This is a genomic window from Flavobacterium limnosediminis JC2902 (assembly GCF_000498535.1).
In the GTDB taxonomy this organism is placed as follows: domain Bacteria; phylum Bacteroidota; class Bacteroidia; order Flavobacteriales; family Flavobacteriaceae; genus Flavobacterium; species Flavobacterium limnosediminis.
In genome coordinates, this window is record NZ_AVGG01000001.1 from 477,032 (window position 1) to 496,687 (window position 19,656).

Sequence of the window (19,656 nt, forward strand, 5' to 3'; positions counted from 1 at the left end):
AATTTAAACACCTTTCGGTGTGGTAAATACTAATTTAAAAGTTCTCTTTTTAATGTTTGCAAACTGTTTGCCACAGACGCATTGTACTGTTTGTCGCCGATTCTTAAAATAAATCCTCCGATGATGGACTCATCCACGATATTCGTGATGGTTACGGATTTATTGGAAAATTCTTTGATTTTCGCCAATACTTTTACTTCCAATTCCGGAGTGATAGGAAAAGCTGTTGTCACTTTTGCCACTTCCACACCGCTTAATTCGTCAAACAACAGATTGTACTGAGACGCTACGGCAGGTAAAATCTCAAATCTTTTGTTTTCTAATAACAATCGGAACAAACTTTTGGTTTCCTGTTGCACGGAAGCAAATACTTCGGATAATGCGGCAACTTTTACATCTCCCTTAACTGTCGGGTTCGATAAAAATTCTTTCAACTCAACGCTTTCCGCCACAGCCGCTACGATAGATTTCATATCTTCGTTTACGTTTGTCGCTTTCCCGTTGGCGTTCGCAATATCTAAAATTGCTTTTGCATATCTAATCGCTGCTCTTGACATATACGATTAATTTAATTTTACTTCGTCTAACATTTTCTCAACCAATGCTGTTTGAGACGCTTTGTTAGAAAGTTCAGCTTTTAATAATTTTTCAGCAATTTCCACTGAAAGATCAGATACCTGGCTTTTCAATTCAGCCAAAGCGGCATTTTTCTCGCTTTCGATAGACGCTTTTGCCTGATCAATCATTTTAGCACCTTGTATCTGTGCTTCTGATTTTGCATCTGCAATTATTTTTTCTTTTATTTCACGGGCTTCCTTAAGCATTGTATCTCTTTCCGCACGCGCCTCGTCCAATAATCTTTGATTATCAGCTTTAAGGTTTAATAGCTCTTTTTTGGCAATTTCTGCAGAAGCCAAGGCATTATTAATAGATTCCTCTCTGCTTTTAACAGCGCCTAAGATTGGTTTCCAAGCTAATTTTTTCATTAGCAAAAAGAAAACCAAGAAGATTAAGGTTGTCCAAAAAATTAAACTTTCCGGTGAAGTGAAGTTCATATTCTTATATAATTAAATTGTGTTTTACTTTTAAAAAGTTTCGCAACCAACCGTTGCGAAACTTTTATCTTAAATTACTTAGCAATTAATGCTACTACAACAGCGAATAAAGCAACACCCTCGATAAGAGCAGCAGCAATAATCATTGCAGTTTGAATTTTTCCAGCAGCTTCTGGTTGTCTTGCCATAGCGTCCATAGCAGATCCACCAATTTTTCCAATACCGATTCCTGCACCAATTACAGCTAATCCAGCACCGATTCCAGCTAATACCATAAGAATAAATTTATATAGTTAATAATTAATAAAACTCGCTATTAATGATGATCGTGCTCTTCTACAGCCTGACCAATAAACAACGCTGACAACAATGTGAAAACATAAGCCTGCAACGCAGCAACCAACATCTCCAACACACTCATAAACAAAACGAATGCTCCGGAAACCGGTGCTATTGCAACCGACTTAAATATGTAAATCAACGAAATTAAACTCAAAATAATAATGTGACCTGCAGTAATGTTCGCGAATAAACGAATCATTAAAGCGAAGGGCTTTGTAAACATACCGATAATTTCCACCGGCCACATAATCGGGTACAATGCTTTCGGCACAGGTGGCGCGAAAATATGACCCCAGTATGCTTTATTGGCACTGGCTGTAGTAATCATAAAGGTAATGAAAGCCATTACAAAGGTAAAGTAAATATTACCCGTTAAATTTGAACTGAACGGGAAGAAAGGAATCAAACCAATCAAGTTGTTAATCCAGATAAAGAAAAATATCGTTAACAAATACGGCATGTATTTAGCGTATTTCTTATGACCGATGTTCGGGATTGCAATTTCGTCTCTTACGAAAAGTACCAATGGCTCCAAGAATCCGGCCAATCCTTTCGGCGCTTTGTCATTCTTTTTATAAGAACGCGCCATAGCTGTAAACAATAACAACAATACGATTACAGACAACAACATTGAGAAAACATTTTTCGTAATAGAAAAATTCAATGGACGAACATCAAAGTCTAAAGGAATCATACCAAAGTCTTTTATCTCTGCAAACTTATCCGCATAATAAACCACTTCATTATAGCGAACGAAACTCTCTCCGTCAACCGATACTACGTGATGACCTGTATTGTCATGGTGAAATTCTGCTGAAGAAAAAACTTTCAAACCATTATCAGTCCATAAAATAATAGGAAGGGCAAGCGATATTGGATGACCATCCCAATCTGCAATGTGAAAATCGTGTGCATCACCAATATGCGAATTGATTAATTCCGTAGCACTAAACTCTTTTCCCTCACCATGAGCTGCTGGAGCAGCTGTATGATGCTCTTCATGTGCTACTTCTGTTTTTACTTGAACTGAATCAGTTGTTGGGTTCGCCAAAGCAATTGAAGAAACAAGTCCTACAAAAGTTGCTACAATAAAACTAACAGGTTTTTTTGAAATCGCCATACCTTATTAAATATCTTAATTTTTACGGTCTATAAATTTTGTGCAAAGGTACATTTTAAATTAATAAACAAAAATATAAAATCACAAATTTTAAAAAGCGTGGCTAATTCTCTTGAAATCTTTGAATTAAATATTTATTTCTGACCTAAAAGCCTTACGGAGTGAATAGTTTCAAATAATAAAAAAAGGAAAAAAGGAATAAAAAAAGCAATGACATCCGGTTTTTTGTCGTCCAGATCCGATTGAATCAAAGGCAGCAGAAAAACAACCGACGCCATCATTTTTAAAATTCCGGTGGCTAAAAAGGCATACCCGGTTTTATCGAAAAAGGTCTGATTTACAAACACCAAAAAGAAAAAAAACAATAGTGTGCATATAAAATGAAACAGATAAATACTCAGTGTTTCATAATAGAAAGTAATCCCGGTAAAATAAGTTTCAACAAGAATTTTTTGAGCAAAGAACAACAAAACAGAAAAAGGAAGAAATTGTTTTAAAAAAGGTATTATTTTTTCTTTCATTATGGGATAAATTATTCTTTGTTTAATTTTTTTACTTGCAAGATCACATTATAAAGTGCTAAAAACACAGCTAAGAGTGAAAATATAATTGTAAAAAGAGAACCTTTGTCGCTAAATTTATCATCCAGCCAACTGCCAAAAAAAACCCCGGCAGCAATAATCACACCCATCTGAAACGGAATATTGATCAGTGCCATCCATTTATTATTCGGTTGTTTTTTTTTGGGCTCTTCCATATAAATTACTGATTTTTACCGGCATTCCGCATCACACAGGATGCACTGAAATCGGCGCCAGGTTCTACAGACAGTTTCCCTACAACAGCCTCTCCTTTTATAGAAGCTTTCGAACGAACATTTAAAATATCGGTAACGTCGATTTTTCCGTTGAATTTCCCTTCGATATCCGCCGTTTTACAAATCACGTCTCCCGTAACACTTCCGGCCGGACCGATAACCAAACGACCGGACGAGGTAAAGTTCCCTTTCAGATGTCCGTCCAAACGAAAATCGGCTTGAGAGACAATGGTTCCTTCAATGGTTGTCCCTTCAACTATCCGGTTGGTTTTACCCAACAAATCCGTGTATGATTTTTGTGGCTTATCGAACATAAACTATTTAATTGCTGTCAGGTATTCGGGCAGATTCTTCTTGATCTGAATCACTTTATAATCTTCATTCGAAATCACGAAAGCATCTTCCTTAACTTTATATCCTTTGAAATCCTTCAACACCGAAATGGTTGACTCCGCTCCTTCTTTACTTGCGAAACCGTGAATTACGACAAAACTCTTATCCGCCAGATAGACATCATTGGATAAAAAGATTTTTTTGCTGTCCCTGTCTTTGATGAATTTCTCCAGTTTATCCGTTAATGCCTTAACTTTTGCATCACCAACATTCGGATACGGAATCTGAAAAACTATTTTCCAGCTCACCGGTGTTTCTTTACCCAATTGCAGTTGCTCTAACTTCGGAATATCGTTTTTAAGCAAGGCATCCGCTTCTTTACCTTCATCAATAGTAGGATAATTTTTGGCGATGGTTGTCAATTCTTTTTTGTATTGTTCCAAACCTTCCAATCGGGCAATGATTCTGGCACGCAACAATTCAAATTTTGACGCCATCGGATCTCCGGCGAAATTCTGAATCATACGTTCGGTCTGCACCAAAGTTTCCTGATACAGTCCTTTCTCATAGTCTTTATACAGATTGCCGTAAGCCACCTCCGGAGCATCTGTTATCAGATCCACGGCGGTATTGGATAAAATCTTCGCATAATGGCTGTTCGGATATTGCGCTATGATTTCATTTTTCATCATTTCCGCTTTCGACGGATTGATAAGTTCGTATATTTTATACAGATTGTATTTTGCAGGCAACACCAGTCGCTCTTCCGGATTCTTGGTCAGCAGCGTTTCCAGTCTGGATGCGGCCAATTCGTATTCCTTGAATTTTTCTTTGTAAATATTCCCCAACTGGAAATAGGCAAAATTCCGGTCTCTGGCCAAACTGTCTAATATTTTCTGATCGGTAGGCAGTTGATTGGTATAAAAATCTACGGAATATTCCGGTTTTTCCATTTCCGTTACCGGACTTTCATCTACTTTAACCACTTCTTCTGTCGGCACAATATCTTCTTCTTTAATATCAGCCGATTCTTCTGCTGAAGACCAGCGCCAATTATCCTTTAAAGTACGGCTACCCCATCTTTTTCGGAATTCATTTTTTCCGTAAGCCACCGTGGTGGGATTATAGAAATAGAAACTCGATTGATTTTCCAGACCTCCGCGTGGCTGTACGGGTGGTTGCGTAGTTGGAGGCTGCATCGTTGGCGGCAGCATACTTAAAGGTTCATCGGTTACCATTGCCTTCTTCCCGTCTTTTGTTGACAGAGGCTGATTGCCACCCTGAGTCATGCTTTGGGGATCCCCGCCTTTTTGCTCTTGGGCTTCTTTCTCCTTTTTGGCTGCTTCCAGTGCTTTTCGTTCATCCTCAATCTTCAGCTTGGTAATGTGGGCCTGATAGAAATTTCTTCTGTCGTTTTCACTCATTGCCACCACATTGAGAATGCTGTCGTTGATTTGAATTATATCTTCATACTTTATTACATCGGCCAGATTTTCACGCTTCTTCTTAACGCTGTAATATTCTCTCGATTTCACATCCAGACGAAGCAACGTACTGTCATAATACTGACCGGCCGTTCTGTATTTCGACTCTTCAAAATAAATGGCGGCAAGATTACGGTAGGTCGAAGCTACCAAGTAATTATCCTGAGAAACAGCCCTCAGCGATTTGTTGTACTGTTTTTTAGCGTCTTTATTTTTACCCAGCTTATCATAAAATAATCCCTTTTGATAGTGGACTACATCCAAATAAGGGCGGTTTTCACGGTCTTTCAGTAAATCATCGTATTTTTCCGAAAACGCGAGCGTATCTCCTTTTTTGTAATCAAACTGTTGCGCCTGTTTGGCATGTGCCCAGATTACGTAGCGTCTCGGCGACTTCCGTTTCATATCGATTACCTCCTGAAAGGCAGCATAGGCACTGTCAGGATAATTCTGGCTTTCATACAATTGTCCCAAAATGAAATTGTAACGCGCTTTTTCCTCTTTGTGTTTGGTCAGTTCGCGGGCGACTTTCAGTTTCGCAATGGCCGTATCCTTAACGCCTGTATTCAGATAGGCCTGTGCTAAAATCGCACTTGCATCGGCATGGATCTGGCCGTCCAATTTTCGGTCATTCCCCTTAAGAAGCAGTTTTAAATTTTTTATTGCCTGTGCATCGTTTTCAAGACGAATGTTTGTTTTCTCTCTCCAGATTTTGGCTTCATAAATCTTATCGCTGTCGGAGTACTTATACAATATATAGTTGAACGCTTCCAGTGCCGGAAGAAAACGATTGTCGTAATAACGGGCTTTCCCTAAGAGCAGGTGCGCTTCATCCATTTGCGGATTCTTTTCCCCTCCGTCGATATTCATGGAATGTTTCTGAATAGCCTTAATTGCTTTTGTTTCAGCTCTTTCGAAGTTGGGATTTTTGGTTTGTCCGGGAAGTATCGCCTCTGTCTGTTCCTGCATACGTTCTACCGGGAGGATATCCCAAAAATTGTCCTTATAAGTGTTTTTCAAATCTTCCACCCCTTTATCAAAAGCCATCTGGCCGTTATATAAAATGTTGTATTCGGCTGAAACAGCGTGTGAATTCCGACTGAGCCATGTGTTCTTTTTTGTTGAACAGGCTATTAACAGCACCAGAAATGCAACCGCAAACAGGTATTTTAATCGTGTGTTTTTCAAGGCAAAACGTTTTATTCCTTTAACTTTTAAAAACTTTTTTTAGTATAACTACGGGTAAAAATACGTTTCTTTTTAATATATGGGAAATTTGAAGGGAAAAATCAGCTTATCGGAAAAAAAATCCCCTGATTTCTCAGAGGATTTAAGCTTATATTGCAAAAAAGGCTTCCAGCTCTTTCAGAGTTTCCCCTGAGGTCTGGATGTCCTTCACAATTTTTCCCTTTTCAAGGGTTACGATTCGGTCGGAAACCTCTACGGTATGTTGTAAATCGTGGCTGGAAACCAGAATGGTCACTTCCGGAGTGTCGGCCAGTTCTTTAATAATCTTCTTTAAACGGATTTGTGTGGTCGGATCCAGATTGGCAAAGGGTTCATCCAGAATAATTACTTCCGGGTTACCGATTAAAGCCGCAATAATCCCCACTTTTTTCATGTTCCCTTTGGACAAATCGCGTAGGTATTTTTTATTTTTAAGGATTTCACCGTTAAAAAAATCTTCGTGCTTGGCCAATAAAGCATCTACATCCGCTTTGTTCTGACCGCGCAATTCGCCGATGAAATAAAAATATTCCTCCGGAGTCAAATAACCGATAAGGAAACTTTCATCCAAGAAAGCGGCGGTAAACGGTTTCCAGTCTTCACTGGTGTTGATCTGGATTCCATTGCTTGAAATTTTTCCGCTGGACGGCTGAATTAAATCCAGCAACAAACTGAAAAAGGTGGTTTTCCCGGCACCGTTGTTACCCACCAGGCCAAAACTTTCACCCTTCTTAATTTCAAGGTTTTCAATGTTCAATACGGTTACCCCGTTATATGTTTTTGATAAATTCGTTACTTGTATCATGATTTTTCTGTATTAGTCTTTCTGATTATATGCGGCAATGGTTTTGTATTTTTCCTTTTTGTACACATTCTCGATGATGCGGAACATCTTGTTTCTAAACGCAAAGCCGATTATTCCTGCCACTGCTACAAGCAATAAGCCGATTTCGAAACCGAAAAAGAACTTCCCAAGCCCATACAACAGCATCGGTACCACTAATTTCGGAATGGAAATTAACATCGTCTTCACGTTGAATGCCTGCTTGTTTCCAAAAGCGCCTTTGGACGAAGACAAATCGATCGGGGTTTTAACATAGGCGCCTCCCAACAGTACCAAATGCGCATTTACTCCAATATTATAGATGGCACCCACCACAATTAAAAGGTAAATTTCCCAACCGAAATACAAATAGAAGGAAGCCAAAATTGTGGAAACAACCGTTGCTATTACCATCAGCCACCATTTGGAATTCAGGTATTCTTTGTATTGGATGTTCTGACTCATCAGTAACGGATAATAAGAACTGTCCCAACTCGGCACAAACTGTCCGAAGGTAAAAAGGAAACCTCCGGAAACAAAAACCCCTGCGAAAACCTGCATGACCGGGTTTTGATAAGCCTCAATACTGTTAGTAAAAAACAGCAAACCATAAAAAATGAAAAGCACACTCATGAAAACGGTTGTTCTGGAACGCTTGTTTCTTTTTAAGAGCTTAATGTCGTTTTTCAGAAAAGTGCCTAACGTCCCGAACTGATTCAGCCAGGTTAGGTCTTCGGTTTTGGCGATGGTTTGTTTTACGGAAAGACCTTCATCCAAATAAAGATTTTTTCTAAAGAACCGGAAGGTTACAATATACAAAGCGCAGAAAAGCAATACCGGTAACAACGCCATCCACTTCGTTTGAAAAATCATCTGAAAAAACGCACCTGTGTACTGCGTAATATCAAACAGGTTGAAATACTGCAAACCTCCCAAAGTCACAAAAATTGCAGCCACTGCATAAAACACCACCTCTTTTTTGTCGATTAGGATATTCAGGAAATTAGTAAAGAAGATGATCGCGAACATGGCCGTAAACCAGCAAAGTACACCTGCCACATCAAACCCTTCCCTTAAAAGAACGATCGAAAACGGAATAAAAAAGAAAATATGTATGACGTTAAAAAACGACAGCATGGTTTTTCCCAACGCAAAATTCACGATGCTTTTTCTTTTTATATTAATGTACAGCAGCGGTTTGATATTCATAACCGGAGTTTTCTGCAGGAAAAAACGAATTGCCAGATCGAAAAAGAAGTAGTAAATCAGGTATTTGTTTATGGTTTCCAGCGGTTGCAGCCCATAATCTGCAATCAGATAATAGGATGCTGCACCGAGAACCAAAAAGCAGGCGCCGAAATAGATGCCTCCTAAAATCATCAGAATTTTAAGGACCAAGTTAGTGGAAAGCGAAGCCGATCTTAAAAACGATTTCCATTCCAGTGTAATAAAACGTTTAAACATATAAATGCAATTACTTGTTGTAAGAAGTTAGTTGCAAAAAAAGTAAAACTGTTACACTTCTTACATTAATTTATATTCCGGATAAGTGGCAGTAAGGTATTCTTCGGATTTTTTAGGAATTCGAATCAACAAGATATAGTCCAATAAAATCATGAGAACTAAAACCACACTAATAAATATGATTCCATAATTTGTTTTTGATATTCCTTCAAGGTGAATGAACAATTGCATAGGTAAGTAACTAAAACCGGCGAACCTTCCATAACTGAAGATAATTTCTTGAAAAAGCCATTTTTTACCAGATTGCTTATTCAATCGATTGTTTTTAATTCGCATAACAATCAATCCTCCAAAAAAGAAAATCATAATGACCGCAAAAAGAATCATGAATATCATATAAACATCTGCCAAAAAGGTCAAAATCCGATATATTACCAATATTGCACTTAGTGTTCCTAAAATTTGCGGCAGTTTAAAAAAATCTTTAAAATGCTGCCAGACCAGACCGTTGTATTTTTTGGTCAGTGCTATCTGTCTTTCCTCTACCACATTCATAAATCCGAAAATGCCGAACTTTTTGAATTCGATCTGAAGCGCTTCCTCGAAAGATAATTTCGGATTTTCATTCCATAGCGCTTCAATACCGTTGGCCAGATGATCTGTCAGTTCGGTCTGCAAATCGTAATATTCCACGTAATGCTGGCGGGTGAATTGGTAAAGGCGTTCTATTTGGTCGGAAGTTAGTTTCATTGCAATTGATATTGGTTTTTATAACTTTTTGTTATCTCCCGATAAGACAAATAGACCACAATTGAAAAACTGAGCGTTACCGAATAATAAATAAAAAGCAAATTAAGTGATGCTATTTTATCTTGAACTCTAAATAATGAATTCGGAAGATAATTCAGAAAACAATAGAACCCCAGCATTTTATCCGCCACGGAAAACCGCTCTTTTCCTGAAAATTGTTTGTACAGAAAAGTTCCTCCCAATAAGATCGTCACTATAAAATGTGAAATCTGAAAAGTGCTCTGGTAATCAAAATCAGGAAAAACAGCTGCTAGACTGTAAAACAACAAAAAGAATAAGCTTATTAAAAATATGAAAACCGGATTTATGAAATTTTTAAACAAAACAGATAAAGCCTTATAACCGGCAAGTAGAATATATTTTCTGTTATTCTTGATTATCTCACTTTTATTCGCAGCCATATACGCTTTGAAAGCATAATAAAAACTTGCTTGTTGCACTTCCATCTTTTCCTCAACGGCGGAAGCGATATGGTCCACCATCTCATAACGGATATCCGAATAGGTTATACCTTCCTTTTTTAAATAGTTGTCAATAAACGAAATGTCTTCTTTTTCTAATTTCATCTTAATAACTCAATTTAGGATTCACCAAGGTCTGCATGTTTCGGATAAACTCTTCCAGTTCCGACAACCGGTTCACGGTTTCTGTTGTGCCGCTTTCGGTAAGTTTGTAATATTTTCGAAGCCGGTTGTCTACTTTCTCCACCTCGACCTCGAGAAAACCTTCGGCTTCCAGTTTATGAAGTGCGGGATACAACGCGCCTTCTGTTATCTTTAGTTCCCCTTTGGTGATTTCCTTCACTTTCTTCGTAATCTCATAGCCGTACATGCGTCCGTTTTCCTCCAACAGTTTCATGATGATGGTATTCAGGCTGCCTTTATACAATTGTGAACTTTTCATAAAATCCTTTTCACAAATATACATAAGTTTCTTATATATAAAAGACTTGGGTATTAATTTCTGATTTTTATCATATTTAAAAAAAATAGAATAGTTATTTTTGCTACTTAAACAAACTATACCATGTCGACATTTTATAAACTAACTATAAAAGAAGTACGTCGGGAAACGCCAAGTGCGGTCTCGGTATGCTTCAATGTACCAGAAGAATTAAAACCAAACTATACCTTTATAGCCGGCCAGTATGTTACTTTAAAACTAACGTTGGACGGAAAAGAAATCCGAAGAGCTTATTCGATATGCTCCTCTCCGAACAGTGGCGAGTTATGCGTTACCGTTAAAGCGGTGGAAGATGGCGTTTTTTCACAATTTGCCAATACCATTTTAAAACAAGGTGATTTAATCGAAGTCGGTTTTCCGGAAGGAAAATTCACCTTTGAACCGAAAGCCGATGCCCAAAAGAATTATGCGGCGTTTGCGGCTGGGAGCGGAATCACGCCGATTATGTCCATCATAAAATCGGTTTTGGAAAACGAACCGAAAAGTACGTTTGTGCTGACTTACGGTAACAAAAATCCGGAGCAGACCATTTTTCACGATGAGCTTCATGATTTGCAGTTAAAACATGTGGGCCGATTCTTTGTTCAGTTTGTATACACTAAAGCGAATGTTGATGATGCTTTATTCGGAAGGGTTGACAAGTCGGTGGTGAATTTTGTAATCAAAAACAAACACGCCGAAAAAGATTTTTCGAAATTCTATTTATGCGGACCCGAAGACATGATTGCCAATGTAAGCAACACCTTGAAGGAACACAATGTTCCGGAGAAAGACATTAAATTTGAGTTGTTTACCACTTCTACAACCGAAACCAAAATTGAAAACACTTTAGGAGGGCACACCAAGATTACCGTTATGGTGGATGACGAAGAAACGACCTTCGAAATGGCACAGAAGCAAACCCTTTTGGAAGCTGCATTAAAACAGGGAATTGACGCCCCTTACTCTTGTCAGGGTGGCATCTGCAGTAGCTGTTTAGCCCGAATCACAAAAGGCGCGGCAGAAATGAAAAAGAATTCGATTCTGTCTGATGCAGAAATTGAAGAAGGACTGATCCTGACCTGTCAGGCCCATCCGACCACACCAGAAATTTACATCGATTTCGACGACGTATAAAACAAAAGGAGCTTTTTAAAGCTCCTTTTTTATTTTATCAATTACGGTATTGGGCAGAATGGTCCGCATGGCGTCTTCATAGCCTTCCACTTTTTTATTTCCGTAAACGGATGTTGGTAACAGCGGATACTGCTCCCTGTTCGCGGTAAGACAAAAATCGTCGGGTTGACCGAACGGCTGGAATCCCGCATAAGGATGCGTCGCGCCCCAAAGCGTAATCACTTTCACCCCCAGCATGGCGGCAATATGTGCGTTTCCGGAATCCATGGAAAGCATCAGGTCTAAATTGGAAATGACTTCCAGCTCCTGTTTGAATTTCAGTTTTCCGGCTAAAACAGATACGTTGGAATGATTATTTTTCAGTTGATTAAGCCGTTGTATTTCTTTTTCACCGCCTCCAAATAAAAATGTTTTCAGATTGGCTTCGCTAGCCAGACCGTCAATTACCTTTTGCATCAGATCGATGGGATACACCTTGCCTTCGTACTGAGCAAAAGGCGCAATTCCGATCCATTTTTCGTCTTTATTTCCGGTAATTGAAATGATTTCATTCGATAAAATCGCTTTTTTGGGATACTTCGGCTGGGACAAATTCAGAGGAAATCCCAATTGTGCGAAGGTCTCTGCATGTCTTTCCGTCATCGGCTTGACCGGAGCAAAAATTTTATTTACGGAACGCGTGAGCGCTTTTTTATCGGATCGGCCTTTATCGGTGGCGGCTACCTTTTTTCCGCTCATCGCGAACAGGTTCCGAACGACTTTGGAGCGCAATACGTTATGCAAATCGGCTATTTTGTCAACATTCAGTTTTCTCAAATCGGAATACAATCGGAGTAAACCAGGGAATCCTTTATGGCGTTTGTTCAGATCGACCGGAAAAAAATTCACATTCGGAATGCCATCAAAAAAAGGTTTGAAAAAAGGACGGGAAACCACGGTCACTTCCACGTCAGGATACTGCAAAACTAAGGCTCTCAGTACAGGAACCGTCATTGCGACGTCACCCATGGCCGAGAGCCTTATTACAGCAATATGTTGTTTTTTAGACACCAATACGATGACTATTTTTTATTCTGATACAGTACCGGATTCAATTCCTCGTCGTTGTACATCTTCATTTGTTTGTACACTTTCATGTATTTGTCTCCGTTTTCGATGTCTTCAATCAATTGACTGATGGACGTAAACATATCGTTTTTCTGATCCAACAATACATTTAGTTTCTCCTGACATTTGGCACGGTGCTCCTCAGTGGCTTCTGCACGGTTGGCCTCTTCGCTCATGTGGTAAATTTTCAAAGCTAAAATCGACAAACGATCGATAGCCCATGCCGGACTTTCGGTGTTGATTTTTGCAGTAGGTTTTACCTGAACATCTTTGTATTTCTGAAGAAAATAACTGTCGATGTATTCCACCATATCGGTACGAACCTGATTGGACGCATCGATTTTACGTTTCAGATCCAATGCCGCTACCGGATCAATATTGGGATCACGAACAATGTCTTCATAATGCCATTGCACGGTATCTACCCAGTTTTTAGCATATAACAAATATTCGATAGACCCTTTTTCATACGGGTTCAACGTTGGTTGGTAAACATCGTCAATGATATGATAATCTTTGATGCTCTGCCCAAAAATAGGAAATGCAAATTCAGCAAACATAGCTCTTAATTTTATTTGCAAAGATAGTTTTTATACTTTTAACCTTTAACTTTGAGCTTCAAACTTTAAATAAAAATTATGCACATTCATTATATCTCCGAAAAAAACAGCATTCTGAATCACTTTTTATCCCAGCTTCGTGACATTACGATTCAGAAAGACAGCATGCGTTTTCGAAAAAATATCGAACGTATCGGAGAAATAATGGCGTATGAACTAAGCAAAACTCTGGAATACAAAAATGTAGCCGTACAGACTCCGCTAGGAATAAAACACACCACAACGATTGCGGAACCGGTGGTTTTGTGTTCCATTTTAAGAGCTGGCCTAGCATTACATCAGGGGTTTATGAACTTTTTCGATGATGCGGAAAACGGATTTGTTTCGGCCTACCGACACCATTACGACAACGACGACAAATTTGAAATTCTGGTGGAATATCAGGCTGCACCCTCGTTTGAAGGAAAGAACCTGATTTTGGTTGATCCGATGTTGGCCACCGGGCAATCCTTAGTCGCGGTACTTCATAAACTTCATTTGGAACAGAAGCCGAAGGAAATTCACATTGCCGTGGTTATCGCCGCACCGGAAGGCATTGCGTTTCTGGAAGAAAACCTGCCATCAAATTGTCATTTGTGGGTAGCCGCTTTGGATGAAAAACTTAACGAACACAACTACATCGTTCCCGGATTGGGCGACGCGGGAGATTTGGCTTACGGGAATAAATTATAATTGTGCAAAAAAGATAATAAACGCCGCCAAAACCAATCCGCCCAACACACTTTCCTTTACCCATTTATTATCCAGTCCTTCCAGAAAATTGGTTCCGAGAACCGATAACGGAAAAAAGGTAAATATCAGAAAGCTGTTGTTTTTAGATGACGACAACACATATACCGCCACCCCAAACAGAAAGGTAAAAAGTATTTTTTTATACGATGACTGCATGTTCAACGGTCGGTTCTGCAACACCAAAACCTGAGTGGAGAAGAACAAAACAGCTACCGAAGAGAAAAAAGCCAGCGCTATGTTCTGAAACACGTTTTCAAAATAGGTGAAATCAAAACTGATTTGCATCTTATCGGCCACATAAGCTAACAGATCGTGATCGAAAAGGAGAACCGCCATCACAAATAAAACCAATACGGCAAAAAAGGCTATAAACGGAATTATCCAGTTGCGGTAATCTCTGGATACGTGGAAAATGATCGAAATGAAAACCAAAACAAGAAACAAGATACACCAGAAATGGAACAGCGAGGCCACTAAAATCCAAAAGGACGCGTCGAAAATCTTTTCTTTCGGGGTAATTAACGACTGCATGGAAATCAATCGGCGCAAAGCCAACAGTAAAAACAGATTGGCCAGAATGATATTCGTATTGACTAATGTCGTGGGGAAAAGAATCAGAAAAATAACAAACAAAAAAGGCGCATAACTGTTGTCTTTACTCAATCCGTTTCGTTTGGTGATGAACCGAACCAAAAACAAAGAGGCAATCAGCACAAATAACAATCCTGTTTTTTGAGCGACCGTGTAATACTGTTCGGTCCATGAAAAGTCCTTGGTCAGGTACAAAAAGTAAAATCCAATCAGCAATAAACTGATTAAAACATAATTAATTGGTCGAGATTTATTAAAAAGACTTGCTATCATGCAGATATTTTATATTTTTGTGACGGTAAAGATAACACTTGTATAAAAAAGAGACTAACAAGACAGGAGAAGTTTTATTTTCTTTGCTTGTGAGTTCGAAATAAACTAAAACAAAACACTATGAAAGCTTTTTTTGAAGGAATAGCCTATTTATTCGAAGAAATTCTTTTTGCTCCTATGAATTGGATGAGAGAATTAGAATTATCTAACTGGTGGACAGCAAATATTTTAAATTGGATTTTTATCGTTATCTGCTGTTATGCTACATGGTACTGGACAAAAGAACTGAAAATGTTCAAGGACAAAGGAGAAGATGAGCAGGATACTACGGCACATTCTTTCTTAAAATAAGAATTTTATAAAATCCCGATTCTCATCGGGATTTTTTTTATCTGTTTCCAAAAAGGGAAATAAAAAATTGTTTCGGTTTTTAAAATGCTCGTTAAAAAAAAGCGGTTCATCGATAAAATCGGTTCCGTGGAAACTTTATAGGATGTTTCTGTTTAATTTTATATAGACCGAAATAATTTAAAGCAGAAACACGATGCAGATTTTAAGAAACAAATCCATTCCGATTCTTTATGGTGTAGTGATGCTGCTGTTCTGCGGCACTGTTTCGGCTCAGACACAAGCGGATTCGATCAGTCCGTGTAAGATAGTTGCCATACCGGACCTTTTTAAAAAAAAGGATTCCACTACCATTCTCAAACCCATCAAAAACAGTTTTTTAATTGTCATGCCGATAATCGGTTCCCAACCGGCAACGGGATTCATGTATGGTGCCGTGGCGCAATATACCTTTAAAGGCGATCAGCCAAAAGACAAATATTCTACCGTAAGCCTGAATGTGACCTATACCACGAAAAAACAATTGATGATAAACGTTAAAAACAACGTTTTGCTGAAAAACAATTCCATATTCCTGAGTGGTGATTGGCGTTATTACATTTTCACACAATCCAATTATGGTTTGGGCACCGATATTATTCCACCCAACAGTTCCGACGATGGATTCAGTCTGGACGCTATTACCGAACCCATGGATTATGACTATTTTAAGTTTCACCAAACGATCTCCTGGGAATTTGAAAAAAATTATTACATGGGGGGTGGTGTTGCAATTGACATCTATACTTCTATAGAAGATAAGAACCTGAAAGTCGAAGAAGGACAATATACCGAACACTATAATTATAGCCAACTGCACGGCTTTGACAATCTGGAATATGTTGTGAATGGTTTGAGCTTTAACATGGTTCACGACTCGCGGGACAATCAGATAAATCCAAACAATGGCTGGTTTGCGAACTTTAATTATCGATTCAATCCAAGTCTGAACGACAGACAGCGAAAAAGTCAGATCCTTTTCGGCGAGTACCGCCATTTTATCCCGTTAAGTCCTACCAACAAACAACATGTGCTGGGTTTTTGGACTTATGGACAATTCCTGATACAAGGCGATCTGCCATATCTCAATTTACCGGCTATCGGATGGGATCAGCGCAGTAGGGGCGGAAAAGGATATACTCAGGGTCTGTTTCGCGGATTTGACCTGGTGTATTTTGAAACGGAATACCGGTTTCCCATTACCTGCAATCAGCTGATCAGCGGAACCGTCTTTGCCAACTTCACCACGGCCAGTAATGATGATACCGATGTCAAACTGTTTCAGTATATCCAACCGGCTGCCGGTATTGGGCTCCGCTTTTTAATCGACAAACCCACCAGGACCAACATCATTCTTAATTATGCCTGGGGCCGGGATTCAAAAGCATTTTACCTGAACGCCGGAGAAACTTTTTAAGGACGCAAAATATTGATTTTAAAACTATTGACTCCTTTTATAATTTGAAAATCTACTTTGTTGTTTTAATTAAAATTAACAAAATGGCACAGTAGACTAATACTATCCCTAAACAAAAAATAAACTGGGAAGTCCTAACCTGATGAAGTTTAATGCTTAGAATCTTATTCTCAACGTTTATATGAAAATGAACTCCCATATGTGCTATAGACAGATTAAAAGACGGCTTGGACACTAAAGAGGGAAACAAGTATATCATAATTGAAAAAATTCTGCCATTGCCGTATACTATTTTGACATTTATCATAAATGAAAAAAATATAGGATAACTTGCTAGAAATCTTCGTTATAAAGCCATGATTACCAAAAAAATCACATAGAATATTAACAAATGTTTTCGTAAATTTGAGTACCGTGTTTTCTTTTTTCAAATCACTCTTTTCAACTAAATCAATTTTTTAGCTATGAGAAAATTTATACCAAAAGTATCGGTTCCATTGATGCTACTGCTTGGCAGTGTTTTGCATGCACAAACAGAAGAAATAACAAAAACTACAGAAGTAATCCCTGTCGCTAAGGATACAGTTGGAGACAGTAATCTTCGGGATGTGCCCTGGTATGTGGAACGATATAGGATATCGGCAGGTTTTTACGAAATGATCAACAAAACCAATGTAACGATTCAAGGCTCTTCTAATCAAGGAACTGATCTTGATTTCGAGAGGGATTTAGGAATAGACAAGACCAATGAAACGTTTTATGCTGATTTTGAATGGAGGTCTTCCAGTCGTTCCCGTTTTAATCTTAATTATTTCAATTCACGAAGAAAAAACAGCAGAACCCTGGACAGGGATATTACAATTGGCGATGAAACCTATGCTATAAATACCAATCTAAATACTACTATTGAAACTGATTTTTTCCGTTTTTCCTATGGATATGCCATTTTGAGCAAACCAAAATATGAGGTTGGATTACTGGTAGGAACCCATACGATTACCACAAAAATCGGAATAAAGGTTGAAGGAGAAAATGCCGATTTTGAAAAGAACAAAACCTATGATGCAGTTGCACCGCTGGTTGATTTTGGGGTGTGGGGCGGATACGCTTTTACCGACAGGTTTGCGTTGAGAGGAGAAATAAACTACTTTCAGTTAAAGGTTGACATTTTCGACGGAAGAACTTTCGGCTACAACGTGTCAGCGGTTTACAGAGTTTGGAAAAAACTCGATTTGTCACTTGGTTATTCCGGTTTGGATTTAAATGTAAATTTTGATACTGATAATGTAAGTTACGATGTGGATTGGGGGCATAGCGGCGTGATGCTATATGCCAGTTATTCTCTGGGCAATAAAAAATGGAGATAATGAAAAAACCGGAGAAATTGATGCCCTCCAATAATGTTCCTGATAGCTACAAATACGCAACTAAAGAATAATTACGACGTCTTCCAGGAAAAACGGTCATGATTGAAATGTGTTTTGGTGATTTGAAATAAAGGAATCGGCGACTAAACGAAATAAAAAGCCGCCTCAAAATTTTGTTTTGAGGCGGCTTTTAATATAGCTATCAGTTATATATTAGATGCTCAGTAGAAATCTATAAATCAAACCCGATATCTTTTCTGTAATACATACCGTCAAATTGAATTTTTGCGATGTTCTCATAGGATTTTGCAATCGCTTCCTTAAAGTTATCACCATACGAAGTTACCGCAATTACACGGCCACCGTTACTAACAACCTGACCGTCCTTTAAAGCCGTTCCGGCATGAAAAGCAATGGAACCATCAACGTTATCCAAACCGGAAATTACTTTCCCTTTTTGATAGTCTTCAGGATAACCACCGGAAACAACCATAATGGTAGTTGCGCTTCTCTCATCGATTTCAAAATCCACTGTATCTAATGTCTGATTGGCAATCGCCTGGAAAATTTCCACCAAATCCGATTTCAGACGTGGCATAACCACTTCGGTTTCCGGGTCACCCATTCGTACATTGTATTCAATTACGAAAGGATCGTTACCTACTTTAATCAATCCGATAAATACAAACCCTTTGTACTCAATATTATCTTTCTGAAGACCAGCAATCGTAGGTTTCACCACACGCTCTTCAATTTTCTGCATGAATTCGGCATCCGCAAACGGAACCGGGGAAACCGCTCCCATTCCGCCCGTGTTCAAACCGGTATCTCCTTCTCCAATTCGCTTATAATCTTTAGCTGTTGGCAATATTTTATAGTTTTTCCCGTCGGTTAAAACGAAACAACTCAATTCAATTCCGTCCAGAAATTCCTCGATAACCACTTTGGAAGAAGCATCTCCAAATTTCGCATCCACCAACATATTTCGCAATTCCTGTTGTGCCTCAGCTAAATCGTTTAAAATCAGAACACCTTTACCGGCCGCCAATCCGTCAGCTTTCAACACATACGGTGGTTGCAACGTCGTTAGGAATTCACAGCCTTTTTCAACGGTGTCTTTCGTAAAACTGTCGTAAGCCGCTGTCGGGATGTTGTGTTTCACCAAAAACTCCTTGGCAAATTCTTTACTTCCTTCCAATTGTGCTCCGTGTTTTGAAGGACCGATTACGGGAATATTTTTCAGATCAGCATCGTTTTTAAAGAAATCATACACACCGTTCACCAAGGGATCTTCCGGACCTACGACCACCATTCCGATGTTTTCGGCAAGCACCAGATTTTTAACCGCTGCAAAATCATTGGGATTGATGGCAACATTTGTCGCTATTGAAGCAGTCCCGGCATTTCCGGGCGCTACAAATAATTTCGAACAATGAGAACTCTGAAGCATTTTCCAAGCCAAAGCGTGTTCTCTTCCGCCTGAACCTAACAATAAAATAGTCATGTTGTTGTGTTGTTGATTTGCCTGCAAAAATAGTCGGTTTTGAACGGAAAAAAAAGTTTATGGCGATAGTTTATGGCGATGGGTTTTATTATTTTTGGAGAAAT

The 19,656-nt window shown here is 38.8% G+C and carries 22 protein-coding genes; 5 read left to right on the top strand and 17 right to left on the bottom strand.

The window, feature by feature from the left end; genetic code table 11:
• Positions 1-29 precede the first annotated feature (29 nt).
• The 13 genes from atpH to FLJC2902T_RS02205 all read right to left on the bottom strand — a co-directional run bounded on the left by atpH (position 30) and on the right by FLJC2902T_RS02205 (position 10,378).
• Positions 30-557, bottom strand: coding sequence for an ATP synthase F1 subunit delta (atpH, locus tag FLJC2902T_RS02145; protein WP_023578145.1), 528 nt, complete (start codon positions 555-557; stop codon positions 30-32).
• 6 nt (positions 558-563) lie between these two features.
• Entirely contained in the window at positions 564-1,055 is a 492-nt protein-coding gene (locus tag FLJC2902T_RS02150; RefSeq protein ID WP_023578146.1) for a F0F1 ATP synthase subunit B, read from the bottom strand.
• A 74-nt stretch (positions 1,056-1,129) separates the two neighbouring features.
• The gene (gene atpE, locus FLJC2902T_RS02155) at positions 1,130-1,330 is read right to left on the bottom strand and encodes an ATP synthase F0 subunit C (protein WP_023578147.1); all 201 of its coding nucleotides are present in this window, start codon (positions 1,328-1,330) and stop codon (positions 1,130-1,132) included.
• Positions 1,331-1,371: 41 nt separating this feature from the next.
• Positions 1,372-2,517 (bottom strand): F0F1 ATP synthase subunit A, encoded by a 1,146-nt coding sequence (gene atpB, locus FLJC2902T_RS02160; RefSeq protein ID WP_023578148.1) that lies wholly within the window; start codon positions 2,515-2,517, stop codon positions 1,372-1,374.
• Between the two features lie 134 nt (positions 2,518-2,651).
• Complete coding sequence (locus FLJC2902T_RS02165; RefSeq protein ID WP_023578149.1) at positions 2,652-3,038, bottom strand: hypothetical protein; 387 nt, start codon at positions 3,036-3,038, stop codon at positions 2,652-2,654.
• A gap of 11 nt (positions 3,039-3,049) precedes the next feature.
• Positions 3,050-3,235, bottom strand: coding sequence for an AtpZ/AtpI family protein (locus FLJC2902T_RS02170; RefSeq protein ID WP_245594735.1), 186 nt, complete (start codon positions 3,233-3,235; stop codon positions 3,050-3,052).
• Between the two features lie 44 nt (positions 3,236-3,279).
• A complete protein-coding gene (locus FLJC2902T_RS02175; RefSeq protein ID WP_023578151.1) occupies positions 3,280-3,648 on the bottom strand; it encodes a bactofilin family protein in 369 nt (122 codons plus the stop codon).
• Positions 3,649-3,651: 3 nt separating this feature from the next.
• The gene (gene porW / locus FLJC2902T_RS02180) at positions 3,652-6,339 is read right to left on the bottom strand and encodes a type IX secretion system periplasmic lipoprotein PorW/SprE (RefSeq protein WP_023578152.1); all 2,688 of its coding nucleotides are present in this window, start codon (positions 6,337-6,339) and stop codon (positions 3,652-3,654) included.
• Positions 6,340-6,487: 148 nt separating this feature from the next.
• A complete protein-coding gene (locus tag FLJC2902T_RS02185) occupies positions 6,488-7,183 on the bottom strand; it encodes an ABC transporter ATP-binding protein (RefSeq protein WP_023578153.1) in 696 nt (231 codons plus the stop codon).
• Positions 7,184-7,195: 12 nt separating this feature from the next.
• Positions 7,196-8,665 (bottom strand): DUF5687 family protein, encoded by a 1,470-nt coding sequence (locus FLJC2902T_RS02190; RefSeq protein WP_035676715.1) that lies wholly within the window; start codon positions 8,663-8,665, stop codon positions 7,196-7,198.
• A 60-nt stretch (positions 8,666-8,725) separates the two neighbouring features.
• Positions 8,726-9,415, bottom strand: coding sequence for a hypothetical protein (locus FLJC2902T_RS02195; RefSeq protein ID WP_035676717.1), 690 nt, complete (start codon positions 9,413-9,415; stop codon positions 8,726-8,728).
• On the bottom strand, positions 9,412-10,041 hold the full coding sequence (locus FLJC2902T_RS02200; RefSeq protein ID WP_023578156.1) for a hypothetical protein: 630 nt from the start codon (positions 10,039-10,041) through the stop codon (positions 9,412-9,414). The genes FLJC2902T_RS02195 and FLJC2902T_RS02200 overlap by 4 nt, the downstream gene beginning before the upstream one ends.
• Position 10,042: 1 nt before the next feature.
• Entirely contained in the window at positions 10,043-10,378 is a 336-nt protein-coding gene (locus tag FLJC2902T_RS02205; protein ID WP_035676719.1) for a PadR family transcriptional regulator, read from the bottom strand.
• Between the two features lie 123 nt (positions 10,379-10,501).
• Here FLJC2902T_RS02205 and FLJC2902T_RS02210 point away from each other — a divergent pair, with 123 nt between their 5' ends.
• Complete coding sequence (locus FLJC2902T_RS02210; protein ID WP_035676721.1) at positions 10,502-11,554, top strand: ferredoxin--NADP reductase; 1,053 nt, start codon at positions 10,502-10,504, stop codon at positions 11,552-11,554.
• 15 nt (positions 11,555-11,569) lie between these two features.
• Here FLJC2902T_RS02210 and FLJC2902T_RS02215 read toward each other — a convergent pair whose 3' ends face one another.
• Together FLJC2902T_RS02215 and FLJC2902T_RS02220 are read right to left on the bottom strand one after the other, a co-directional pair.
• Entirely contained in the window at positions 11,570-12,604 is a 1,035-nt protein-coding gene (locus FLJC2902T_RS02215) for a glycosyltransferase family 9 protein (RefSeq protein ID WP_051364228.1), read from the bottom strand.
• A gap of 11 nt (positions 12,605-12,615) precedes the next feature.
• Complete coding sequence (locus tag FLJC2902T_RS02220; protein WP_023578160.1) at positions 12,616-13,221, bottom strand: DUF4254 domain-containing protein; 606 nt, start codon at positions 13,219-13,221, stop codon at positions 12,616-12,618.
• 78 nt (positions 13,222-13,299) lie between these two features.
• Between FLJC2902T_RS02220 and upp the strand changes: the two genes are divergently transcribed.
• The gene (gene upp / locus FLJC2902T_RS02225; RefSeq protein WP_023578161.1) at positions 13,300-13,953 is read left to right on the top strand and encodes a uracil phosphoribosyltransferase; all 654 of its coding nucleotides are present in this window, start codon (positions 13,300-13,302) and stop codon (positions 13,951-13,953) included.
• Here the strand turns inward: upp and FLJC2902T_RS02230 are convergent.
• Entirely contained in the window at positions 13,948-14,877 is a 930-nt protein-coding gene (locus FLJC2902T_RS02230) for a DUF6427 family protein (protein ID WP_023578162.1), read from the bottom strand. The two genes, upp and FLJC2902T_RS02230, sit on opposite strands and share 6 nt — an antisense overlap.
• A gap of 120 nt (positions 14,878-14,997) precedes the next feature.
• Between FLJC2902T_RS02230 and FLJC2902T_RS02235 the strand changes: the two genes are divergently transcribed.
• From FLJC2902T_RS02235 to FLJC2902T_RS02245, 3 genes are all read left to right on the top strand, one after another.
• Positions 14,998-15,228, top strand: a complete 231-nt coding sequence (locus FLJC2902T_RS02235; RefSeq protein WP_023578163.1) for a DUF6341 family protein — start codon at positions 14,998-15,000, stop codon at positions 15,226-15,228.
• A 193-nt stretch (positions 15,229-15,421) separates the two neighbouring features.
• Entirely contained in the window at positions 15,422-16,681 is a 1,260-nt protein-coding gene (locus tag FLJC2902T_RS02240) for a BamA/TamA family outer membrane protein (protein ID WP_023578164.1), read from the top strand.
• Positions 16,682-17,145: 464 nt separating this feature from the next.
• A complete protein-coding gene (locus tag FLJC2902T_RS02245; protein WP_023578165.1) occupies positions 17,146-18,048 on the top strand; it encodes a porin family protein in 903 nt (300 codons plus the stop codon).
• Positions 18,049-18,280: 232 nt separating this feature from the next.
• Here the strand turns inward: FLJC2902T_RS02245 and purD are convergent, their stop codons facing one another.
• Positions 18,281-19,552, bottom strand: a complete 1,272-nt coding sequence (purD, locus tag FLJC2902T_RS02250) for a phosphoribosylamine--glycine ligase (RefSeq protein ID WP_035676725.1) — start codon at positions 19,550-19,552, stop codon at positions 18,281-18,283.
• Between the last annotated feature and the right edge of the window lie 104 nt (positions 19,553-19,656).

Coding starts and splice junctions, on each gene's coding strand:
- atpH (WP_023578145.1), bottom strand. CDS start 557: ATGTCAAGAGCAGCGATTAGATATGCAAAAGCAATTTTAGATATTGCG.
- FLJC2902T_RS02150 (WP_023578146.1), bottom strand. CDS start 1,055: ATGAACTTCACTTCACCGGAAAGTTTAATTTTTTGGACAACCTTAATC.
- atpE (WP_023578147.1), bottom strand. CDS start 1,330: ATGGTATTAGCTGGAATCGGTGCTGGATTAGCTGTAATTGGTGCAGGA.
- atpB (WP_023578148.1), bottom strand. CDS start 2,517: ATGGCGATTTCAAAAAAACCTGTTAGTTTTATTGTAGCAACTTTTGTA.
- FLJC2902T_RS02165 (WP_023578149.1), bottom strand. CDS start 3,038: ATGAAAGAAAAAATAATACCTTTTTTAAAACAATTTCTTCCTTTTTCT.
- FLJC2902T_RS02170 (WP_245594735.1), bottom strand. CDS start 3,235: ATGGCACTGATCAATATTCCGTTTCAGATGGGTGTGATTATTGCTGCC.
- FLJC2902T_RS02175 (WP_023578151.1), bottom strand. CDS start 3,648: ATGTTCGATAAGCCACAAAAATCATACACGGATTTGTTGGGTAAAACC.
- FLJC2902T_RS02185 (WP_023578153.1), bottom strand. CDS start 7,183: ATGATACAAGTAACGAATTTATCAAAAACATATAACGGGGTAACCGTA.
- FLJC2902T_RS02190 (WP_035676715.1), bottom strand. CDS start 8,665: ATGTTTAAACGTTTTATTACACTGGAATGGAAATCGTTTTTAAGATCG.
- FLJC2902T_RS02195 (WP_035676717.1), bottom strand. CDS start 9,415: ATGAAACTAACTTCCGACCAAATAGAACGCCTTTACCAATTCACCCGC.
- FLJC2902T_RS02200 (WP_023578156.1), bottom strand. CDS start 10,041: ATGAAATTAGAAAAAGAAGACATTTCGTTTATTGACAACTATTTAAAA.
- FLJC2902T_RS02205 (WP_035676719.1), bottom strand. CDS start 10,378: ATGAAAAGTTCACAATTGTATAAAGGCAGCCTGAATACCATCATCATG.
- FLJC2902T_RS02210 (WP_035676721.1), top strand. CDS start 10,502: ATGTCGACATTTTATAAACTAACTATAAAAGAAGTACGTCGGGAAACG.
- FLJC2902T_RS02220 (WP_023578160.1), bottom strand. CDS start 13,221: ATGTTTGCTGAATTTGCATTTCCTATTTTTGGGCAGAGCATCAAAGAT.
- upp (WP_023578161.1), top strand. CDS start 13,300: ATGCACATTCATTATATCTCCGAAAAAAACAGCATTCTGAATCACTTT.
- FLJC2902T_RS02230 (WP_023578162.1), bottom strand. CDS start 14,877: ATGATAGCAAGTCTTTTTAATAAATCTCGACCAATTAATTATGTTTTA.
- FLJC2902T_RS02235 (WP_023578163.1), top strand. CDS start 14,998: ATGAAAGCTTTTTTTGAAGGAATAGCCTATTTATTCGAAGAAATTCTT.
- FLJC2902T_RS02240 (WP_023578164.1), top strand. CDS start 15,422: ATGCAGATTTTAAGAAACAAATCCATTCCGATTCTTTATGGTGTAGTG.
- FLJC2902T_RS02245 (WP_023578165.1), top strand. CDS start 17,146: ATGAGAAAATTTATACCAAAAGTATCGGTTCCATTGATGCTACTGCTT.
- purD (WP_035676725.1), bottom strand. CDS start 19,552: ATGACTATTTTATTGTTAGGTTCAGGCGGAAGAGAACACGCTTTGGCT.